Here is a 22837-nt window from a genome sequence, read left to right on the forward strand (position 1 = left end):
AATTATCCCTTCTTTATATAGTTTTCCCGTACAAATCTTAGTTCATCAGGCTTAGACTTCACCGAGCCGTCTAATTTTACCTTTAATACAGCCTCAAGGATGGCCTTGAATTGCGGCCCCGGCTCAAGCCCCAGGGCGATGAGATCATCCCCGGTGATCTGCGGTTTTACGCTGCTGAGCTTTGTAATATACAAAGAAATGGCTTTTTGACCAGTCTTTTTTGCAGCCTTGGCCATCATATACAACATGAATTCAGCGCTAAGCGGCCTTAATAGCGCGCAAATTTCACTAGGCAGTATGTGCTCCCGTTGATTCAGGTGAGCCAGGCCCTTATTCGCCAGCTCCCGCTCCTGCATCCAAACTGATTTCTGACGGGACGAAATGGCCAACCGGTCGCAGAGGGCCCCGAATTCTTCGTTAGAGAGGCGCTCCGCCAGGACTAAAAGATAAGACACCCAGCTCCCGACCGGTTTATCGATGAAAGACAGGTGATACCAGGAAAGGGCGGCCTTCAGATTGTTAAACAGATTCACTATTTCACCGGGGCACGAGATGGCCGGATGAATAAATTTCAGAAGATCAAACCCGGCCAGCCTTTTGACAGCAGGCAATGGGTTCTCTTCAGATAGTATAAGCCTCAGTTCACTCGTAAGCCTTTTGCCGGAAAGCCGGTCGAATAAATTCATCCGAACCGCATTCTGAATAAGGTTTGCCGTATGTTTTCCTATCTCCAGGCCGTATCTCTGTTCAAATCGTATGGCCCGGAAGACACGGGTAGGGTCTTCCACGAAGCTTAGATTATGCAGGACGCGAATGCGCCTGTCCTTTAGGTCTCGCTGGCTTCCAAAAAAATCAACCAGGGTGCCAAAACGCGGTCGATTAAGCCTTATGGCCAGGGTGTTAATAGTAAAATCCCTCCGGTAAAGATCCAGTTTAATGGAACTTAACTCAACGGTGGGCATGGCCGCCGGATATTCATAATATTCCAGGCGGGCGGTGGCCACGTCTAATTTAAAACCGTCCGGGAAAACAACCACAGCCGTGCCGAACTTTTTATGGCTTTTGACCCGGGCCGAAAAATTTTCCGCCAGCCGCTGGGCAAACCTGATGCCGTCGCCTTCAATAACCAGGTCCATATCCAGATTAGGCACGCGCAGGAGGAGATCCCGGGCAAATCCTCCCACGACATACGCATTGCAATTAACTTCATCTGCTATCTTACCAATGGCCTCCAGTAAGGATATTATATGCGCCGGAAGCCGCTCACGGAGAATAGCGGTGATGTTCCTTTCCCTTGCATAATATCCTTTTTCCTGTTCTTCTATTATATGGTGGGGAATACGTGACTCATCGGCTACCAGGATATTCAGAAGGTCTGTGCGGGTAATAACCCCCACTACCCGGCCGGCCTCTACGACCGGGAGGAAACGCTGTTTGTGATCTATAATGATGGCCTGTATCTCGTAGAAACTGGCCTCCGGACCAACCACCGCAAATTCGGTAGTCATGTATTCGCTGACCGGCAGATTCTCTAATCCATGGAAAATGGCCTTTTCAATGACCCGGCGGGAAATAAGCCCCGCGATCTTGCCGTCTTCTATTACCGGCAGGACAGTTATGTTATAGCGGGTCAGCATCTCATTGGCCTGTTTCATGGGGAGATCCGGGGCGACATAGATAACCGGGCCGGACATAATCTGCCGCGCCGTCTTCTGCGGGCTTATTTCCCGATGTAGAATGCCAATAAGTTTTTCTTCCGCCTCCAGTATGGTTAGTTCCTTTACCGTGGCAGAAGCCGCGGTGGGATGCCCCCCGCCGCCAAAGTCAGCCAGAATCGTAGCCACGTTAACTTCCGGATTGCGGCTGCGGGCAATAATAAAAATGCGATCTTCCATGGAAGCCAGACAAAAAAGGACCTCCAGATTCTCCATGTCCATAAGTTTGTGCACCAGCACGGCCAGATCACCCACATACTTGTTGGCTGTGACCTTGCTGATGACGATATCTATCCCCCGGATGGTATAGGTTGAAGCCGATTGAATCAGGTCATTAAGTATGGAGACCTGCTCAGCCGTAAGCTCCCGTGCCAGCATATCTGAAATAATGTTGAGGTCCGCCCCCTTTTCGAGCAGAAGGGATGCGGCTTTCAGGTCTTCGGCAGTAGTGGAAGTGAAGGTGAAGGAGCCGGTGTCTTCATATATACCCAGGGCCATGATAGTGGCCTCTTCCGGGGTGATTTCTATTCCTTTCTCCTGTAATAACCCCGTCAGAATAGTAACCGCAGCGCCTACCGGACGTATGATTTCCACGTTACCTTTAATATCCTCAGCGGAAGAAGGATGGTGATCATAAATATGGACCTCTATGCCCGGGTTTTGCAATGCCTCCGCAAACCGGCCAATACGCCCCGGCTGTCTGGTATCCACCAGAATGAGCCGGCGTATGTCCGCTATGGGGACATTTTTTATGCGGGTAAAATCATAAAGATAGGCCGTCGATTGTACAAAAAAATCCCTGATAGTCCTTTCCGTGGAGCCGGGAAAAGATAATATGGCGCCGGGATAGAGTTTCTTGGCGGCCAGCATAGAAGCCAAGGCGTCAAAATCAGCATTGAGATGCGTGGTGATAAGCTCTATCTTCCTATGATCCCCGGCCGACCTTCTATCAACGCCTTTTTTTGATCCGGGAGAATGTTTCACGTTCATAGGCAAGACTGTTAACCACGGGGATGGTATTTTTTATGGATGGCCTTGAGGCGTTCGCCGGTCACATGGGTATAAATCTGTGTGGTAGATATATCGGCATGGCCCAGCATTAATTGTACGGAACGCAGGTCCGCCCCACGCTCCAGGAGGTGGCTGGCAAAGGAATGCCGCAGGGTGTGAGGGGTAATCTTTTTCGTGATCCCTGCCGTACCGGCATATTTGCGGATTATCTTCCAGAACCCCTGACGCGACAATCTGTTGCCGGAACGGTTGACAAAGAGAAAGGGGCTTTTTCTCCCTTTTAAAAGGCGGAGACGGGGAGTATTCAAGTAAGTTGTAAGCCGCTCTCTGGCTGCTTCACCCACCGGTACAATGCGTTCCTTCGCCCCCTTCCCCATAGTCCTTAAATAACCCACAGTAAGGTTCACATCACCGGCTTTAACCGCGACCAATTCTGATACCCGAAGTCCGGTGGCATAGAGCAGATGGAGCATCGCGGCATCTCTTTGTCCCAAAACATCCTGTAAGGAAGGCTGGTTGAGGAGGCTGTCCACTTCTTCCACACTTAACGTATCCGGGAGTCTGGACCGGAAGCGCGGGGATTCTATGGAACACGCCGGGTTGGCGCTGATTATTTTTTCGCTCAGCAAAAACCGGAAAAAGGAACGGACCACCACCAACGTCCTGGCCACACTGCGGGACGAAAGGCCATTATCCCGTAAGTAACGGAGAAAGGAGAAGACGTGTAGCTCCAGGACATCTTCAACCTGCCTGACCCCCTCAACAGAAAGAAATTGCCGGAATTCCTGCAGGTCATGGCTGTAGGCCGACAGTGTATTCCTGGCCAACCCCTTCTCTACGGTTAAAAAATGCATAAAGCGGTCTAAGCGCTCTTCCATCGTGGCCATAGCCAAAAATCCAGATTGTACACATACTTATACCGGAGTTTCCGTGACAAAACAACTGTTTTATGGCTTTATTTTGTCTGAGTCGCCTCCCTCACTTTCCCTTTGCAAACCGCTAAAAGAATGGCATAGTATTTAATCAGCAATCAGCTTTCAGCCTTCAGCATTCAGCTCGTCGGACAAAAAAGTAACAGTTTAGCTCCTTGAAAGTTGTTATAAGTGAGGTTTTTGCAAAACTCAAGAAGCACGTCGCCCCCTCGAAGGCGGAGGTCCAGAATCTATTGAAAACACTGGATTCCTGCTCCCCGAGCGGTGTCGGGGACGGGTTTCGCGGGAATGACGCCGGAAGACTTTTGCAAAAGGTTCAAGTGTTACAAATAAAAACATATGCGCCTGTTTTTTTTGCTGAAAGCTGACTGCTGATTGCTGACGGCTAAGGAATAACATTATGACAAACGACATTTCCGCCGCCCTCCTCTATCAGGTCAAAAAGGAGATAGCCGAGCGCTACTTTGGAACCCGTAAGGCTATTGAAGAGGAGAAGGAATCCTTAAAGAAACACATCCAGGCCCATCGGGATACCATAGGGAAGATGGTCTATGAGGATTTCTGCCAGATTTATCAGTTGCTCGGGACGGAAAAACTGGTTGAAGAGTTTTGGGAAACAGTTGGACTGGAGGCCAGGCCGTTTTATGACCGTTATCTTCAGGAAACCGGGGACATAAAGTCATGTCTTTTAGCGCCTGTAAGGGCACACGGCCTGACAGAAGCGGGGAGATATAAAAATCTCCTCATGGACTGCTATAAACGCCTTCTGGATGATCTGAAACAATACCGGGAAGGGTATCAGGATTTAATGGAAGAGTGTCAGATAATCAATGAGGAAATCAAACAATTAACCGCAAATTACAATCTCAACGAGATATTAACTTTCGTTCGTAGCATAGAATACGCCGGTTCTGTGGCCGGGGTGCTGGGAGAGACCATAGTGCCCACTCAACGGGAGGATTTAGAAAAAAAACTGGCCATTTCCAAGCTGAATTGTCCGGGGAAAGATATAGTGGAAATCCCGCCGCTGCCCAAGTTGATTCAGGTAAAAACCAAACTCAAACACCTGGCAGAAGGGGCCTGCCGGCATCGGAAAAACACCTAAAAAAGGGGATGGGCCTGTATAACCCATCCCCTCGATGCGGCAGTTCCAATCTAACCCTTTCACCGCTGAACGCGCAGAGCCCGCAGAGAAAAACTATAACCCATTCACTATGTTATCTCAGCGTTCTCAGCGATCTCTGCGGTAAAATCTTACTTTTTACGAGACCCTTAAAATTCATACCAGGTAGATACAGTAAAGCGGTTGCCGCTGTTAGTATCGCTGAGGCGTTCCGTCTTTAAATGGATAAGCTCAGCCCCGACCTTTATAGCCTTGGTTAACTGATACCATGTGTTAAAAAACAACTGGCTGTTCATGGTGAATTGGCGATCACGCGCCGCGTTGCTATCATTAAAGTTAATTCCGGCCAGGTCTTCGTCCCTGGGATCATCAACGCCGTAACCCACAGTGAAGCTCAGCCTGGGATCGACTTTATACGTCAGATCTACAAATCCACCTATAGCCCAGATGGCCTCCGGATCAGCCGCATCGCTGGCGTGTGAATTGACGCCCAGGTCATAGCGCAGGAATTCATCTCCAATACCCTGACCAATCCAGGGCTCTGCGCGAAGCGACCACGGCCCACGCGCCAGTTTAAACTCGGCCGCCAGGAGATAACGCTCTATCCGGTGGCCATCAGCACTTGTGGTTGTCTTATATACGGACTCGGTTTGGTAACCACCGCCCAGGGCTATGGAGTTGCCTTTGCCAAGAAAGTCCCCATTGTAGGCAATACGGCCCAACACCCAAGGCATACGACCTTCCTCCGTAGTTTCTATGCGACGATGTTTCATTGCAGAGGCGAGGACCTCAAAATCACCGATCTGTTTTCGAACAGTGATCTGGGGCACACGCCACCAGAGGTTGCCGGCCGCAGTCAGGATACCGAAGTCCACCGTGTTCGGGTTCAACTGGGCCACCGGTATCCAGTCCTGCCCGACCAGGATGCTGGTATCACATGGATTATAGACCATTTTCACATAAGCCAGACGCATCCGAGGGATAAGGTTGTTCACGCTATTGGTCCCGTAGAAATCCACCTCAAAACGCCCAAGCCCGGTCCAATCGCCGTCCGTGTGACTGGACTCAAAACCGAACCTGGTGTCTCTCGGGTTGAAGTTGGTAGAGTCATTGGTATAACTGGACCCCGCCTTAACCGCGCCTATGAAGTCATTATATTTCTCGAATTGGGCCGTATCATAATTAACATCAACCTTCACCCGGCCATAGAGCCGCATATTGTACTTGGTCCAGACATCACCTTCGACAGGTTTTGCCGGAGAGGCCACAGCGAGCGGGGCGGCCTTAGCCGCGGCCTTAATTTCAGCCAGCTCAGCCTCTCTTTGCGCCGCCTGGGTCTTCAGGCCTTGGATCTCTTTCTCGAGACGGTTCAACCGCTCTTCGAGGGTCTCGCTGAATGCAGAAGCACATGTCATACATAAGAAAAATATTAATAAGAATCCTATAGTCGCTGCTCTTTTCACCCTCAGTTCTCCTTTCACCTTTTTAAGCTTACTGCGATGTGAAATGGCTATGTCCAGACATCAACCTTCCCGGTAGCCAATGAATAATAGGCCCCCACGATCTTGAGCTCGCCCTTCTTTTGCATCCCGCCCAGGGCCTGGCTCTCTTCCGCAATCTGTTTGACCGTCATGCGCACATTCTCTTTAGCCGCGGCCTCTACCAGATCTTTACCATGCGCCCCCGTCTTTTTGGCTTCCATGACCGCAGGCATAAGGCGGTTAACAATGTCGCCGAGGGCGGGAGTTTCCGCAGGGCCGGGATGTTCGGCCGCATTCACCGCAGCGCCCACTGCCCCGCAGGAGTCGTGTCCCATGACCATGATGAGCCGGCTTGTAGAATGAAGGGAGATGTATTCCAAGCTGCCTAACAACTCTGGAGTTATCATATTACCGGCCACACGCACCACAAACAGCCTGCCTAGGCCCTCGTCAAAGATTATTTCCGGGGGGGTCCGGGAATCTGCGCAACAAAGGATACTCGCATACGGCCACTGGCCCTTGGTGAGTTTTTCACGCACCTTCGGCCCAACACCGGGGTCAGATTTTCTCTTCATGGTCACGAAACGCTCATTGCCGGCCCTTAAAAGCTTTAGGGCCTCTTCCGGTGAAACCAGCTTCTCCGCGCCATGGTGCCCATGACCTCCGACTTCAGATGCCCAGGACAGCATGCCATCCACCCTGGAAACTGCCAGACCGACTGCTGCCGCACCAAAACCTTTGAGTAATTCACGACGGGAAATCATTGTCTTGTCCTCCTTTGATATTAATTGTTGTTTGTAAAGGGTATCAAAATACCTGGAATAATGAATGGATATTCACTTGCGGATTTGAGTATATGAAAAAGAGCGGCTATGTGTCAATAAAAATATGCTTACCCCATATATCGTGAAAACGTTCCCATTGATATACGGAAAAAGAAACGCGCGAGAACCAGGAATAGCTACGATCCTGGTTTTCCTGATACTATTAGGTAACGTCACTGGTCATTGGTTAAGCGGGGGAGATTGATCACTTTTACCAGTGACAACTGACTAATGACATTCACTATAGTGGATGATTGCCTGATTTAATGCGTCGGCTTTATCTTATGGAGTTCAGTCCGGATATCTTCGATAAGTGTTTCGGTTGGCCTGGCTGGGTCTAAGATGGTCAATATCTTATAAGGACGTGATCTTTTATCGAGCAGGATAACCAGAGGGGTCCTGGCCTTCTTTAAGGCTTCGTGGACCTTAAAATCCGGGTCAGCAATAAGGGGAAACATAACATCATAGTATTTCCTGAAGTGTGCAACCTCTTTATTATTGTTGCCGGTGCCTATCCCGATCATTTTCATATTCCCGCTCATAAAATCATCCTTTTGGACAAGCTCATACAACCGGTTAAACTTGGCGGCCTGCTTCTGACAGACGGCGCAATAGATGCTAAAAACCTCTATCCATAGAACCTTTGGCCGGATGTCACTTAAAGAAAATGCCCTTCGACCCAAAAGCCCAAGATATTTTTCGTCATTCGAAGATAATGAACCGGACAGCGGGATATCCGGGAAAGAGTCGCCGGCCTTGATAACCGCAGGATATTGGCTGGCAAAGCTGGGTTGGGAAAGCAGACAGGATAACAGAGTAAGAAGACAAAGGAGATAAGGTACGGCCCGGCATCTACCGGGCTTTATGTCACCTTGCTGCGTTATGTGTGAAAAGAAAACGATGGCTAACCCGCCTCCTTTCTAAAATAAAAAGGGCTCCGGCCATTAATAGCCAAAATACATTAAACATGATGTGCCAATAGCTTATGCCGCCGGCTATGGTGTCCTCGGCAAAACAACCGCAATAAAATTCCATGCCCCGGGCGATGTTAAGGCCGGTAACCAGGATGAATAATACCAGCAAACTACCCTGTATAACTATACAGGCCCTGACAAGGATACCTATCAAAAGCAGGGCTCCTGTCCAAAACTCGAGCCAGGGCAATACCGCCGCCGTTATATTTACCATCCAATAGGGCAGCACCTCATAATTGACAACTATGTTTTTAAATCGAATGGGGTCCCGGATTTTACTAAGGCTCGCATATATAAACAATCCACTCAGGCCCAATCTTAATATCAATATGATAATACCCCGGCAAGGAATCGACTGTTTGCTGAGTGATCTCTTATCCCTTTCGACATTTGCCATATCTTAAAAACTCATTAGAAAATCACGGTCACGTTTTTATGCCCTTTTAAAGCCAAAAGATAGGCCAGTTCCCGGTCACAGGCCCGGCTGATGGTCCGGCCGTAAACAAAAATAGGGGCATCAGGAGGCGCATCAGCCAGATAAAGACCGTGAAAAAAGTCGAACTGCACAGGTGGGAAATTAACCGCACCCATTAAATGATCTTTCTCATAAAACTCATGGGGACGGGCGTCAAAGATAAGGCAGCAGGAATTTTTACATTTTTCTCTCTTGAATGCATTTAAACCTATTTCACGATGAAAACTGCTATCCATATAGCCGGGTAACAATGGAATCCCATCTGCCCGAAGCTCATTTACTATAATACCGCTAAGGATACCCACGCACATAATTATCATCAGCTCAAAAAGGACTCTTCTCCACATGATTATTATCACCTCTAGGTTGTTTCCGGATGAGCGCCAAGTAAGAAACAAAGACTTACTAAATTATCATCGGCAAAAGCGCAAGACAAATATAACTATGTGAACTTTTTATCAATTTTCAAATTAACCGCAGGCCCGCCTTGCATAAAGCAATATCTGTGCCGGAAATTCACCGATGCCTTGAGTGGAAACAAATATATTCATTTATATCATTATGTTATGTTTTATTTAATAAAAATAGGCAGTGGGGAATGGCAGGAAAATGGAAAACATTTCTACTTTTTTGTGGGTAATTTTTTATCCATAATATGTGGAAATATTATTCCTATTCTGGTGTTCATTCGGAAACTACCGTTTCCGAGTGAAAGCTCTCAGCGATCAGCTTTCAGCCGTCAGCTCGTGCCACAGGCACAGATTCGCCGGGGCGAAAGAAATCCAAGATAAACAACGTATTAAGCTGACTGCTGACCGCTCCATCCGGAAAACCTGGGTTTCCGGATGAACATTAATTGGGTCTAAAAGGTGGAAAGGGCCGGGGTAAACGCTCAGGGTGCCCAGACGGAAGACACAGGCCTTTGAAAACCTTGCTGTGAGGCCAGGATATCCAGATGGAGGGTTACCAGGTCTTCCAGCGCCAGTACCGGTTCATACTCAAGACTCCTTGAATCCACGGTCTTAATGTACCGATGACACTGGTCACATAAATCCACCCGGTAGACTTCATTGCCATCCGCAAAGAAATAACGCAAGGTATTATGGTCGTTATTCCCGCAGAAAGGACAGATCAAACGTTGCATACGCCATTCGTGACCGCAGAAGGAGCATAGAACATACCTCTTGCCGCCATCTTTTCCGAAAAGGGCCATATATGGCGCAGAACCACAGATCGGGCAATAGCCCTTCGACCAGATATCCAGGGGTATAGGTTCTTTAAACTGCCTGACATTTCGAAGATACGCCGAGGCATTGGCCTTGATGGATGATTCAACGCTGGTTCTAACCAGAAAAGAAAACGCAGGGTAGTCTATTTTTAGTTGATAAGCGGTGTCCTGAAGAAATTTTTCATCAAGATAATCGGACAATACGGCCTCAATATCCAGGGCCTTCTGCAAAACGGCCCGGTTAATTTTCCCCATCTCTTTTCTCAGCCTGGGCGGGGCCTTTTCGCCAAGCCGTAATACCGATTCAAAGATTTTTTGAGCAGTCAAGACGTCCACGTGAAAATCTTCTTTATTTAATAAGGGAACTCCCTCACGAAACTTGTTCTTCTTCAGATTTCTCTCTATTTCTATTGGCGGGATATCAATGGTTGTTTTTATTTCATTTTGTGCCTCCCGGATGCCCTCATAGAAATCCAGAAGTTGCCTGTAAACAGGCATCTTCTCCCTAAACCATGCAATCCTTTCTTTAAGTTGGGCCAGCTCGTCATCCATATATATAACCATTTGCTACGCGGGATTTTGGTAAAACATAGGTGTCGCAACTAGTCATTAGTTAACTGCGGAAGATTGACCGCTTTTACCAGTGACAAATGACCGTTGACTAATGACATAATGGGGGGGTGACACTAACCGTGTCACCCCCCATTATGCTTGATTCCTAACCCGGCCAATTCGCCAAATTGGTCAGCGGCCGTATCAGTTTCTTGATGGCTGCCAGCCTGGTAACGCCAAAGGCGTCATCAGCCGCAGCGAACTTGTGATATTTTACAGGATCATCAACTACCAGGAAGATAGTCCGCACATCATCCGCATTAAGGAGCTGTGCCTTAGGATACTTTTTCTTAAGTTCTTCCAGCCTCTTATTGGCTAAAGCCAGCATCTTATCCCGATCCCCGAAATTCATGGCGCCGGAAGGACAGGTCTTGACGCAGGCCGGCAACAGGCCGTTAGTGATCCGGTCTAAACACATGGTGCATTTAGCCATAGTCCCGGTCTTTTCATTCCGGCGCGGGACGTCATAGGGGCAGGCTGAACGGATCTCCTCGAAATCAGCCTTACTGACTTTTACTTTAGAGTTGAACAAGACAGCGCCGGTAGCCGCATCCCGGGTAATAGCCTTGGACCCAAGCCCCTGGGCCATTTCCATACAGGGCGCATCAATACAATGCCGGCACTGGTCAGGAAAGAAATACCATTTTACCGTGCCACCCTCTTCCAACTCATTAAACCGCACCAGTTTAAAGGTATTAGAGGTGAAATCCGGCGGGTTCTGATGATTACCCCAGTTTCGCTGGGTAGTCACCTCCGCCTTGTTTTTATTCCACTGCTTGCAGGCTATCTGGCAGCCCCGGCAGGCCGTACATAAACTTGTATCTATGAAAAATGATTTACCAGCCATTCAGATCACCTCCTCGCCTTTCTTGCGACCTTGCGGACGTTAGCCATGAAGGCCTTGGATTCCGGAATCATGGTATTGGGATCGCCTACCGTGGGAGTCAACAGGTTAGCGCTGTCTCCTCCCCGTGAGAAATCCTTACTCTCCGGCCATCTCCAGCCAAAATGCCAGGGAATGCCTATCTGGTGTACAGTCTGGTCCGCGATCTGGAAGGGTTTAAGACGGTGGGTTACGATAGCCACAGCCTCTACACTGCCTCTCTGCGTCTCCACGACCACCGGCTCTCCATTTTGGATACCCTTAAGCTCCGCCAGCTCATAACTCATTTCGCAGAACATCTGCGGCTCGGCTTCGAGTAACCAAGGGAGCCACCGGGTCAGCACACCCGTCTGCCAGTGTTCCGGAACCCTATAAGTGCTACAGACTAATGGGTATTTGGGGTCGCAAGTGGCAAACTTATCTAAATCTCCCGCATAAATCTTAATAGCCGGGTTAATGCGCTGGCCGGACATCAGGTTCCGCTCAACCGGGCATTCCAGCGGCTCATAATGCTCGGGGAACGGCCCATCCTTTAATCCCGGTCCGAAGACAGAAGCCACTCCATCGGGTTTCATGATAAAGGGATAGACGCCGTTGGCTCCCATAGGAGGCGCCGGACCATCCGGTACGTCACCGAGCCACTTCTTGGCCTCCATATCCCACTTAAGTAACGGCCGGTTGGGATCACGCGGATTTCCCTCCAGATCCACGGAGGCGCGGTTGTATATGATCCTCCGGTTGACCGGCCAGGTCCAGCTCCACTCCGGATATAGTCCCAGGCCAGTCGGATCGGCCTTTTTTCTGCGTGCAGCCATGTTGCCGGCCTCGGTGTAACTGGCGGAATAGATCCAGTTGCCGCATGATGTCCGACCGTCATCCAGCAGAAAGACAAAGCTTGGCACCAGGGTACCCTTTTTGTAAGCCTTCTTGTCCACCGGATGTTCCGGTACGTCTTCCAGGAAATAACCGTTGATTTCTTTGGCTACCTTATGGACATCAAAGTGTCCGTTAGTTTCATAATCCCATTTCAAACTCAGGATCGGTGCGGGGAAGGCGCCCTTTTCTTTCTCATACAGGCCCCGGACCTTTTTAAAGAGCTCATAAATGATATCCCCATCCGGCATTGCCTCCCCCGGTGGATTAACGGCCTTATAGCGCCATTGCATCCAGCGACCGCTGTTTGAGATACTGCCTTCCTTTTCCAGGAAAGCAGCACAGGGCAACTGAAACACCTCTGTCTTGATCTTCTTGGGATTCATCCCCGGCCCCTGCCAGAAGGACCCTGTCTCGCTGTCAAAGACGTTGACATTAACCATCCAGTCCAGTTTGGACATGGCCTGACGGATCTTGCCCGCGTTGGCGCTGGAACACGCCGGGTTCATGCCCCAGGCAAAAAATCCCGTAAAAGTTCCTTTGTACATCTCGTCAAAGAGATTTAGCCAGGAGGCATCCTGGGCGGGATCGAGTTTAGGCAACCATGTATATCCAAAATCGTTCTCTTTGGTGGCCTTATCCCCATAAAAAGACTTTAAAAGGCTGGCCACATACTTTGGCCGGTTTTTCCACCAGTTGACGCTCCGGGTATCCTTGGAAGAAGGCGTAGTCTTATTATAATCGGTAAGCGTTGCCCACTGAGCCCGTGGGTTCGGCAAATACCCGGGTATGATATGATAGAGCAGGGCCTGATCGGTTGAACCCTGGACGTTGGATTCTCCGCGCAGGGCATTGACCCCGCCGCCTGCAATTCCCATATTTCCGAGAAGGGTTTGGATCATGGACATCGCCCGGATGTTCTGTACACCCACCGTGTGTTGAGTCCAACCCATGGCGTATAATTCTGTACCCGCCTTGTCAGGAGCGCCGGTCGCACCATAGACCTTATAAACCTTTTCTAAGTCCTTGGTAGGGGTTCCGGTGATCTGCGAAACCTTCTCCGATGTGTAACGGGAATAATGTTTCTTCAGAAGCTGGAAGACACATCTGGGATCTTGTAGGGTCACGTCTCTCTTGGGAATCCCATTTTCATCTTTTTCCAAGGCCCAGGTTGATGCATCATAGGCCCTTTTTTTCGGATCATAGCCTGAGAAAAGGCCATCGTCGAACCCATACTTGGAGTTTACAATAAAAGAGGCGTTGGTATAGTTTTTGACGTAAAATTCATCGTAAAGATTTTTGTCCAGGATGTATTTGATCATGCCGCCCAAAAAGGCGATATCCGTTCCTGAACGGAGTCGGACGTAGATATCGGCCTTGGTCGAAGTGCGGGTGAAACGGGGATCAACATGGATAAATACCGCCCCCTTATCCTGAGCTGCCTTTATCCACTTGTAAGACACAGGGTGATTTTCGCAGACATTACTGCCCATGTTCAAAATGACATCGGCATTTCTGAAATCTATGTAATGGTTTGTCATAGCACCGCGTCCGAACGACTCTGCCAGAGCCGCCACAGTGGCGCTGTGTCAGATACGGGCCTGGTGCTCGATATAAACCAGCCCCAGGGACCGGAGGAACTTCGAATATAGCCAACATTCCTCATTGTCCAGGGCAGCGCTACCCACCGAGGCAATGCGGTTGGTTCGGTTGACCACCTTTCCTTCGGCATTCTTCTCTGTAAAACTGGCGTCTCGGTCTTTTTTTATGTTCCTGGCTATCTTTTCCAGGGCCCAATCCCAACTCACCTCTTTCCACTTGGCGCTGTAAGGGGCGCGATAGCGTACTTTCTGAAGGCGATTCTCATTAACGGCAATCTGATAACTTGCCGCCCCTTTAGCGCATAAGGCGCCTTCGTTAATAGGATGGTCAGGGTCTCCCTCAAAATTGATTAACTTTCCCCCTGATACATGGGAGATCTGGCCGCAGCCCACCGAACAATAGCAGCAGACATGGGTGGTTTCCTTGGCGCCTTTGATCTTGAGTTCAGCCGCATAACTCTCTATCGGGGAGAGGTCAAAGCCGAGCTGGCTCAGTCCCAGCCCTGCTGCGGCCACGCCGGAGGCCTTGATAAAGTTACGACGTGAGATTTTCACAATAGAGTCCCCCTTTCGTTAAAAGTTTTCACCTTAACCTTAAACTTATCGGCGACATGCAAGCTAATCTTTAACCCACCCCCCTTCTCTCTTCATAATTATATCAACTTTCATACAAACTCTCCAGAAGTTATCTACCGTATAAGGAAGAGATGCTTACACGTTCTGTCCAACCGCTAGTCAGCGAACCTCAACAAAGAACAGCCCTTCAAAATTAATTTGTGATATGTTTCACTTAATTTACCACAAGTTTCTTTTGCAGTTCTTTGGGGCTCAACCAAAATTCATTTATTTCATAACCAAAATTTATTTATTTCGTAATAGGCTATCATTAAAGACCTAAAAAGGTCAACAATTATTTCCGGTCTCCAAATAGACATTTAAGTCTCCGGCATAGATAGTTCCCATCCGGAAACCCAAGGATTCCGGATGGAGCAATCAGCACTCAGCTATCAGCGTTCAGCTTAATGTGTTGCTTGTCTTAGATTTTTTTCTCCCCGGCGAATCTGCCTATGGCACGACCGGAAACGGTAGTTTCCGGATAAACACTAGATAGGCAAATCCCAACAGCCTCTAATTGTAAGATTTTTAAGGAGAATCTTTTTGACAACGACCTACTTTTAGACTATGTTGCACGCCGTGAACGGCAATCATTTCTTATCCCTGGTAAAAGATGATCTCCAACGTATTGAGGCGGCTATAGCCCATAATCTGTCCTCCCATGTGCCGTTTATCTCGAACGTCAGCCGCTATATATTATTTAGCGGAGGCAAACGCATTCGTCCGCTCCTGATGATCCTATCGGCCCGGATGTGCGACTGTCACGGTGACCACAAGTTTGACCTGTCCGCCATTTTTGAATATCTCCATGCGGCCACGCTATTACACGATGACGTGGTAGATAATGCGGAAATCCGCAGGGGAAAGGCCCCGGCCAAAGATGTTTATGGAAATCAAGCGGTTATCCTGGTAGGCGATTTCCTTTATTCAAAATCCCTGTTCATTTCTGCCCTCCAGGGCAATATCCGCATCATGGAGGCACTCTTAAAGGCCACCACCCTCATGGCCGAGGGAGAAGTCCTGCAATTACTCAATGCCGAAAACCTTGAAATTACCGAAGATGAATACATGCAGGTTATACATCGCAAGACTGCTGTTCTCATGGCCGCCGCCTGTGAGGTAGGCGCCATCCTGGGCAATGTGCCTGCTGAAAAAGAAGAGGCCATGCGTTCCTATGGTGAAAATCTGGGGATAGCCTTCCAGTTGACCGACGATGTCCTGGACTATACGGCAGACATAAAGGAGTTTGGCAAAAAAGTGGGAAATGATCTGTGTGAGGGCAAGGTCACCCTGCCTCTTATCTCTGCCCTAGATAAGAGCACAAAGGCTGACTATGATAAGCTGAGAGAACTGTTCATGCAGGAGCACATCAGTCAGGATGATTTCATCACCGCACGAGGACTGATTGAAAAATATGGTGGTTTTGACTATGCTTATGCCCGGGCGCAGAAATCGATCGAAAGGGCGAGGGATAGCCTCTCCGTCTTCCCTCACTCCCCGACCAAAGATATACTTCTGGGACTGGCTGATTACATAATTACCCGCCGCAAGTAAGATTAAGCTTTCAGCGGTCAGCAGTCAGCCATCAGCTATCAAATAACAAGCCTGAGAAGGTCTTCGGCTATAATTAATTCACCATCATAATGGCGGCGGCAGGGTTCGATTAAATTACTATCATCGCAGATTGGATAAAGATGCGTCAGCATCAGCCGCTTGCAACCGGCTTCCGCAGCCATCCGGCCGGCCAGAGAGGGGGTCAGATGTCCTTCCACCTTCATACCTTCAGGACACGAGCACTCGCAGATAAACAGATCCGCCCGCCTGACTAACTGAACCAAACCGGCTGAATAATCCGTATCCCCGGAATAGACTATTGACCGGCCATCCTCTGTATCGATACGGACGGCCAGACTCTCAGGGGTGTGCGGCACTGGAGAAAAACTCAGTTTCAGACCTCCCAGAGAAACGGTCTTTTCTGTAGCTGTCTCCAATTCTTGAATCTGCATGAGGCCTGACGGCGGCATCACCCAATGGCCGAAGGCGCTCTTCATGTCTTCATACAGGCTGGTAACCCGGCCATGCGCTAATATAGTAAATGGTACGGTGCGCTGGTAGCCGAGGTTATATTTGGTCACAAAAAGAAAGGGGACCAAGTCTCCCACATGATCGGGATGAAAATGGCTCAAGAAAATAGCGTCGATTTGTTCAGGGGAAATCCCAACCTTTAGTAGCTGACGCAGCATACCCGAGCCACAATCGAGAAGCAGTATATAATTGTTGTACCGAACACAGGTAGCGGGCGCGGCCCGGCGCAGAGACGGGACACCGGTACCGGAACCAAGTACGATAACCTCGATCATTCCCGGCAAAGCCTCTTTCCAGCCTTAAAGGCCTCGGCCAGAGCGGCGGGATGTTCCAGTATGGCCCCTTTGTGGTCAATCTGGCGATAACCAAGGTATCCCTCAAAGGTGATGCCGATGGATTCAAAAAAGACACGCACCGTGGTGACCGAGCAATCAAAAAGATTTTTGCCCTTGGTGCCGCCCACAGACAGGAAAAAACCCTTGCGGCCACTCACCTCCAGCGCTGGAATCTGGCGGAGATAGGCCTTCTTGCACCACAGGGCCTGACAGCGGTCGATCATAGCCTTAAGCTGGGCCGTAACACTGTAGAAAAATACCGGTGAAGCAATAATTACGCGGTCTGCCGATTCCAGCCCGGGATAGATCAACTGCATATCATCCTGGACCACGCATTCGCCGGTCTCGTTGCAGGAACTACATTCCATACAGGGAGCAAAGTGTAACTCCCGGAGAAATATTTCTTCAACTGATGCCCCAACCTCAGCAGCCCCGCGCAGCATCTCCTTAAGGAGCAGATCCGAATTGCCGCCGGTCCGCGGGCTGGAATAGATGCCGATTACTTTCAAAGTGTCCTTACCGGGTCCTGTCAAAGTCAACGTAACTAAAGTTCAAATGCCAAAATCAAAATGTCAAATGAAATCCAAATGATTCAATGCCAAATTTTGAGCGATCAGCTGTCAGCTATCAGCGCTCAGCAAGACCGAAGAGAAAGGCGTATCCCCTTTTCTCCTGGCTGAAAGTTGATGTCTGAATGCTCGCCCATTTGATATTTATTTGAGCTTTGAACTTTGAACTTTTCTCCCTCACCTGCCCATTTTTTTCTTCATATCAGCCAACAATTCATAAGGAATGCGCAGACTCCCCCGCCCCCGGCCCAGTTCAATGCCCGGCTTATAGGCCCCATGATAGTCCGTACCTCCGGTAGGTATAAGATGATGCCTGCCGGCGATCCTTTGATAGCCCCGCGTCTGTTCCGGTGCATGTTCGGTATAGAAGACCTCCAATCCCTTGAGACCGGCAGCTTCCAACTCGCCTACTACCTTCTCCACCTCTTCCAGGGATTTATTTAAAGAGCCGGGATGGGCCAGCGCCGCCATCCCACCGGCCCGGGTAATGAGTTTAATGGCCTCTGCCGGCGTAAGACGAAATTTCTCTGCATAAGCCGGCCGCCCCTTTTTGAGATAAATATCAAAGGCCTCTTTTAAACTGCGGACAAACCCCTTCTGGACAAGGAGTTCGGCAATATGCGGCCGGCCCACCTGTCCGCCTCCGGCTACCCGCAAAAGCTCCGCGTAGCTTACCTCTATATGCAGGGAATGGAGTTTTTCTATTATTCGCTGATTACGGGTCTCCCGGGAATCCTGCAGTTTCCGGAGCACCGCAAGCAGATCTGCAGAGGTATGGTCGATAAAATAACCCAGTATGTGCATGGAACCGGATGGGATCTCCGCGCTGATTTCGATACCGGGTATAACCTCAAAATCAAGGCTCTGCCCCTCGGCCAAGGCCTCACCCACGCCTTCCACCGTATCATGATCGGTGATGGCCACGGCCTTGAGGCCGCATTCCTTCGCCTTGCGTACCAGTTCGGCCGGGGTCAGACTTCCATCCGAGGCCGTGGTATGACAATGAAGATCGATCAGATCAGGCATGCCGACCTTTCCGCCGACCGGAACCTTTCTCAGCAAAGGCTATGGGGATAACCTCTTCCATTCTTGTCAAGAACTTAAAATCCAGGTCCTTTTTAACATCATCCGGTATCTCTTCCATATCCTTCTCGTTTCGCTTTGGAAGAATAATCGTCTTTATCCCGGCCCGGCTGGCCGCCAGGACCTTGGCCTTTATACCCCCCACCGGCAGGATGCGGCCACGCAGAGTTATCTCCCCGGTCATAGCTGCCTGGCTATTGACCGGCTTATTGGTCAGAAGAGACACCAGGGCGGTAAATATGGCCACGCCGGCAGAAGGCCCGTCTTTAGGTATAGCGCCCGCTGGCACATGGATGTGTATATCATTTTTCTCAAACAAATCCTCGTCAATTCCCAGGCCCTTGGCCTTGGAGCGGACAAAGCTCAAGGCTGTTTCCGCCGACTCTTTCATCACCTCGCCCAACTTGCCGGTGAGCAACAACCGGCCATTGCCTTTCATTTTTGTCGCCTCAATGAAAAGGATCTCACCGCCGGCCTGTGTCCAAGCCAGTCCGGTAGCCACCCCGGCCACAGCCGTACGATCCGCCACCTCCGAGTAAAACTGGGGTGGTCCCAGAAACTCCGGCACCGCCTCGGCACGCACTGCAAACTTCTCCATCTCACCGGCAGCCACTTTCTTGGCAATGCCGCGGCAAATAGCCGCCACCTCCCGCTCCAGATTCCTCAAGCCGGCCTCACGGGTATATTCTCTTATAATCTTCTGTATGGCCTTCTTCTCAAAACGCACCTGTTTAGGTTTCAGACCATGTTCAGCCAGTTGCCTGGGAATAAGGTATTTCTGGGCGATCCGCACCTTCTCTTCGTCAGTGTAACCCGGCAATTCCAGGACCTCCATACGATCGAGAAGGGCAGGCGGAACCGTATCCAGGAGGTTGGCGGTCGTAATGAACATAACCTTGGAGAGGTCAAACGGAACATCCAGGTAATGATCGGAAAACGTATTATTTTGTTCCGGGTCCAACACCTCCAGGAGGGCCGAGGCCGGATCTCCCCTGAAATCGGCGCCAAGCTTGTCTATCTCATCCAGGACAAAAACCGGATTGTTGGAACCGGCCCGACGTATGCCCTGGATAATACGGCCGGGCAAGGCCCCGATATAGGTTCTCCGGTGCCCCCGGATCTCTGCTTCATCCCGCACCCCGCCCAGGGAGATACGCATAAACTTTCTCCCCATGGCCCTGGCCACAGATCGTCCCAGGGAAGTCTTACCTGTGCCGGGCGGCCCGACAAAACATAGGATGGGACCCTTCATGTCGGCCTTGAGCTTTCTTACCGCCAGATACTCAATAATCCGTTTTTTTACCTTCTCCAGATCATAATGATCTTCGTCCAATATCTTCTGGGCCTCCGCTATGTCCAGACTATCCTCGGTGCTTTCATGCCAGGGCAGATCCAGAATCCAGTCCAGATATGTCCTGGCTACCGTATATTCGGCCGAAGAGGGGTGCATCCTGGCCAGACGGCCGAGTTCACGCATAGCCTCTTTATTTACTACCTCGGGAAGCTTCTTCTCCTCTACCTTAGCCCGCAGTTCATCTATCTCGACGCTCAGTTCATCCTTTTCACCCAACTCCTTTTTAATAGCCTTTAACTGCTCCCGCAGGTAATATTCCCGCTGCGTCTTATCAATTTCCCCCTTGACCTGGGTGTGTATCTTTCGGCCAAGTTCCAGGATCTCTGTCTGTCGGGTAACCAGCCGCATCACCTTTTCCAGTCTGGCCTTGACCTCCAGGGTCTCCAGTATATCCTGGCGTTCGGATACGGAGATATTTAGACTGGACGTAATCATATCCGACAGGGTCCCCGGATCCTCGATATTTAAGGCAATTGTGCCCAATTCAGAAGGGATGTGGGGGCTTAATTCCAATATCTTTTGAAAGAGATTGCGCAGGTTATAAACAAGGGCCTCGGCCTCTTTGTCTTTAGCCATCTTATCATATAAACGTTCTAACCGGGCCTTCATATACGGCTCCGTGGAGGTTATGCCTGCATTCCGCATGCGGGCCACCCCCTGCACCAGCAGGCGCACCTGGTCTTCCTGGACCTTCATCATGCGCAGGATTTGAGCTGAGGTTCCCACATCATAGAGTTCCCCCTTGGGTTCAGACTTGGTTGTAAATACGGCCGCCAGGCGCTCGCCGGAAAGGGCATCATCAATGAGCTTGACCAGTTTCTTATCTGATATAGTCAAAGGGATAACCATCTGCGGGAAAAGGACGGTGTCTTCCACCGGAATTACCGGCCATTCTTCGGGCCATTTAATGCCTTCATCCCGTATCTCTTCGACCTTTATTTCTTCTTTTTGTTCAGTCATGAGCTTTATCTACTCCTTTAAGGTTAAGGTCCCTGCAAACTCTATGCTATCTCCACACGAAGGGTCTTTCTGATTTTAGGCAGGGTTATGGATAACAGACCGTTTTTATAGGAGGCCGAGGCCTCAGCACTTTCCACGGCAGAAGGAAGCCTTAACACCCGCTCGAAGGCGCCATAGGCTATCTCCATCTGGTAAAATTTTCTGGACCGGGAGCCGCTCTCGCCTTCACGCAAGCCGGCGATCCGGAGCAGGTCCTTATACAGGGTTATATCCAGACTTTCCTGCTTGACTCCCGCCGATTCAACCAGGACTATGACCTCTTTCTCGGTCTCATAGATATCTACCGGCGGGACCCAGGCCCTATTAGGCGGCATCATTCCAGCCGTATTGAAGACGTCGCCCAGCATTTTGAGCATATCCCGATGGATATCTCCCAATATCCTGCCGGTGCGGATGGTAATAATTGCCATACTGCCTCCTTAGTCGGGCTTCCCCCTGATATTATCATTAAATAGTCATCCTCTGCTTAATGTCAAGGGAGTTATCGCCCTAATGTCACCCCCCTTTTTTTGGCAAGAAGAGGTTTGGGGGGATTTAAAATGGAAAATATAAGAAAAATGGGCTATAAGTAACCATATAAATAATCTGTGTTCATCCGGAAACTACCGTTTCCGGCTTAACGCTTTCAGCCATCAGCAGTCAGCTCTCAGCAAAAAATCAAGACAAATAGCATCGTAAGCTGAGCGCTGATAGCTGAGTGCTGACTGCTCGTCCGGAGATTTTCGGTTTCCGGACGAAAACTAATTAATCTAAGAAGAAAAATCTCCGGAGATTAAATCGTGACTGCTGAAACTATCCTTATCTTTTTGACCATCCTGCTTATTGCCGGAATCGGGGCCTTATTATTGTTCCGGGAGATACGCACCCTGAAAGAAAAGACCTCCACCACCTCCCTTTTACAAGAGCAGTTGTTGGAAATCATACGGCAAATAGGTGACATGCGTGACCAACAGGCGCAAGGTCAGGTCAGGCATCTGGAAACCGTGCAAACCCAGTTCGCTACCATAGTGGGCACATTCAATACCCAGCTTGGCGAACTGACCGCACAACTTAACCAGGGTCAGGGGGAGACATTAAAAAGCCTGAACCAACGGTTAGAAGATACTACGCGCACCCTTAATGATCAGTTGGGGCGGCTCCTTCAGACCATGAACGAACAACTTACCCAGACCCAGGGAAACATAGGCCAACAGTTGCAGGGGGCTACGGAGGTAATATCCAAGGTTCAGTTACGCCTGGGGGAATTATTTGAAACCGCTAAACATATGCAGGAACTGGGCAAGGATATCAGCCGGCTGCAGGATATCCTCAGGGCTCCCAAACTACGCGGAGGAATCGGCGAATATCTCCTGGAAGACCTTCTGTCTCAGATACTGCCCCAGCGCAACTACGAAACGCAGTATGCCTTTAAATCCGGGGAAAAAGTAGATGTCCTGATCCGTTTAGGCAGCAACACCGTACCGGTGGACGCCAAGTTTCCCCTGGAGAGCTTTGAACGTCTGCGACAGGCTGAAACCGAAGCAGAACGTAAGAAAGCCAAAAGGGAATTTATGACTTCGGTGAAGGCCAGAATAGATGAAATCGCCCGTAAATATATAAAGCCGGACGAAGGCACTTATGACTTCGCCCTCATGTATATCCCGGCCGAAAACGTATTTTATGAAGTGATCGTAAAAGATGAAGAACTGGGAGAGGAAAAATCCATTGCCTCTTATGCCCTGGAAAGGCATGTTGTTCCTGTTTCTCCCAACAGTTTCTACGCCTACCTTATGGCCATAGCCTTCGGCTTAAGGGGATTCCATATTGAAAAACAGGCGCAGGAGATACGGGGCAGCATAGGTGAACTGCAAAAACTGTTCGGCATCTTTTACGAACAGTTTACGGCCGTAGGTCGGAATATAGACCTCGCCCATCGCAAATATGAAGAAGCACACAAACGTGCAGAAAAGATACACGACCAGATGGCCGGCATAACCGGCCAGGCCTTGCACCTGGAAGGGGAACGGACACTGCCTTCGTCCGTGGATAAAAAAGAAGACTAAAA

The 22837-nt window shown here is 49.7% G+C and carries 18 protein-coding genes; 3 read left to right on the top strand and 15 right to left on the bottom strand.

The genetic code is table 11. The features are described 5' to 3' along the window. Positions 1-2: 2 nt before the first annotated feature. Together RDU59_05625 and xerD are read right to left on the bottom strand one after the other, a co-directional pair. The gene (locus RDU59_05625; protein MDQ7837953.1) at positions 3-2705 is read right to left on the bottom strand and encodes a CBS domain-containing protein; all 2703 of its coding nucleotides are present in this window, start codon (positions 2703-2705) and stop codon (positions 3-5) included. A gap of 11 nt (positions 2706-2716) precedes the next feature. Next, the gene (xerD, locus tag RDU59_05630) at positions 2717-3613 is read right to left on the bottom strand and encodes a site-specific tyrosine recombinase XerD (protein MDQ7837954.1); all 897 of its coding nucleotides are present in this window, start codon (positions 3611-3613) and stop codon (positions 2717-2719) included. Positions 3614-4058: 445 nt separating this feature from the next. Between xerD and RDU59_05635 the strand changes: the two genes are divergently transcribed. Then, on the top strand, positions 4059-4763 hold the full coding sequence (locus RDU59_05635; GenBank protein ID MDQ7837955.1) for a hypothetical protein: 705 nt from the start codon (positions 4059-4061) through the stop codon (positions 4761-4763). A 167-nt stretch (positions 4764-4930) separates the two neighbouring features. On the opposite strand, the gene RDU59_05640 is transcribed toward RDU59_05635, so the two are convergent. The 8 genes from RDU59_05640 to fdnG all read right to left on the bottom strand — a co-directional run bounded on the left by RDU59_05640 (position 4931) and on the right by fdnG (position 14287). Further along, on the bottom strand, positions 4931-6244 hold the full coding sequence (locus tag RDU59_05640) for a hypothetical protein (GenBank protein ID MDQ7837956.1): 1314 nt from the start codon (positions 6242-6244) through the stop codon (positions 4931-4933). A 47-nt stretch (positions 6245-6291) separates the two neighbouring features. Beyond that, positions 6292-7026 carry a carbonic anhydrase gene (locus tag RDU59_05645; protein MDQ7837957.1) on the bottom strand — a complete coding sequence of 245 codons (735 nt, stop codon included), beginning with the start codon at positions 7024-7026 and terminating at the stop codon, positions 6292-6294. Between the two features lie 323 nt (positions 7027-7349). Beyond that, on the bottom strand, positions 7350-7769 hold the full coding sequence (locus RDU59_05650; protein ID MDQ7837958.1) for a TlpA disulfide reductase family protein: 420 nt from the start codon (positions 7767-7769) through the stop codon (positions 7350-7352). Positions 7770-7953: 184 nt separating this feature from the next. Then, on the bottom strand, positions 7954-8457 hold the full coding sequence (locus RDU59_05655) for a MauE/DoxX family redox-associated membrane protein (GenBank protein MDQ7837959.1): 504 nt from the start codon (positions 8455-8457) through the stop codon (positions 7954-7956). Between the two features lie 14 nt (positions 8458-8471). Then, entirely contained in the window at positions 8472-8882 is a 411-nt protein-coding gene (locus RDU59_05660) for a rhodanese-like domain-containing protein (protein ID MDQ7837960.1), read from the bottom strand. Between the two features lie 545 nt (positions 8883-9427). After that, on the bottom strand, positions 9428-10315 hold the full coding sequence (locus RDU59_05665; GenBank protein MDQ7837961.1) for a formate dehydrogenase accessory protein FdhE: 888 nt from the start codon (positions 10313-10315) through the stop codon (positions 9428-9430). Between the two features lie 166 nt (positions 10316-10481). After that, a complete protein-coding gene (locus RDU59_05670; GenBank protein MDQ7837962.1) occupies positions 10482-11222 on the bottom strand; it encodes a 4Fe-4S dicluster domain-containing protein in 741 nt (246 codons plus the stop codon). A gap of 5 nt (positions 11223-11227) precedes the next feature. After that, on the bottom strand, positions 11228-14287 hold the full coding sequence (fdnG, locus tag RDU59_05675; protein MDQ7837963.1) for a formate dehydrogenase-N subunit alpha: 3060 nt from the start codon (positions 14285-14287) through the stop codon (positions 11228-11230). A 639-nt stretch (positions 14288-14926) separates the two neighbouring features. Between fdnG and RDU59_05680 the strand changes: the two genes are divergently transcribed. Further along, a complete protein-coding gene (locus tag RDU59_05680) occupies positions 14927-15901 on the top strand; it encodes a polyprenyl synthetase family protein (protein ID MDQ7837964.1) in 975 nt (324 codons plus the stop codon). Between the two features lie 38 nt (positions 15902-15939). Here the strand turns inward: RDU59_05680 and RDU59_05685 are convergent, their stop codons facing one another. From RDU59_05685 to RDU59_05705, 5 genes are all read right to left on the bottom strand, one after another. After that, a complete protein-coding gene (locus tag RDU59_05685) occupies positions 15940-16707 on the bottom strand; it encodes an MBL fold metallo-hydrolase (protein ID MDQ7837965.1) in 768 nt (255 codons plus the stop codon). Beyond that, positions 16704-17276, bottom strand: coding sequence for a flavodoxin family protein (locus RDU59_05690; GenBank protein MDQ7837966.1), 573 nt, complete (start codon positions 17274-17276; stop codon positions 16704-16706). Before RDU59_05690 ends, RDU59_05685 begins: the two co-directional genes overlap by 4 nt. 237 nt (positions 17277-17513) lie before the next feature. Continuing rightward, positions 17514-18362 (bottom strand): PHP domain-containing protein, encoded by an 849-nt coding sequence (locus RDU59_05695; protein MDQ7837967.1) that lies wholly within the window; start codon positions 18360-18362, stop codon positions 17514-17516. Beyond that, a complete protein-coding gene (gene lon, locus RDU59_05700; protein MDQ7837968.1) occupies positions 18355-20733 on the bottom strand; it encodes an endopeptidase La in 2379 nt (792 codons plus the stop codon). The genes RDU59_05695 and lon overlap by 8 nt, the downstream gene beginning before the upstream one ends. 41 nt (positions 20734-20774) lie before the next feature. Beyond that, a complete protein-coding gene (locus RDU59_05705; protein ID MDQ7837969.1) occupies positions 20775-21203 on the bottom strand; it encodes an Hsp20/alpha crystallin family protein in 429 nt (142 codons plus the stop codon). 369 nt (positions 21204-21572) lie between these two features. Here RDU59_05705 and rmuC point away from each other — a divergent pair, with 369 nt between their 5' ends. Continuing rightward, positions 21573-22835, top strand: coding sequence for a DNA recombination protein RmuC (gene rmuC / locus RDU59_05710; protein MDQ7837970.1), 1263 nt, complete (start codon positions 21573-21575; stop codon positions 22833-22835). Positions 22836-22837: the final 2 nt, after the last annotated feature.

The sequence above is a fragment of the Thermodesulfobacteriota bacterium genome (assembly GCA_031082315.1).
In the GTDB taxonomy this organism is placed as follows: Bacteria; Desulfobacterota; QYQD01; order QYQD01; family QYQD01; genus QYQD01.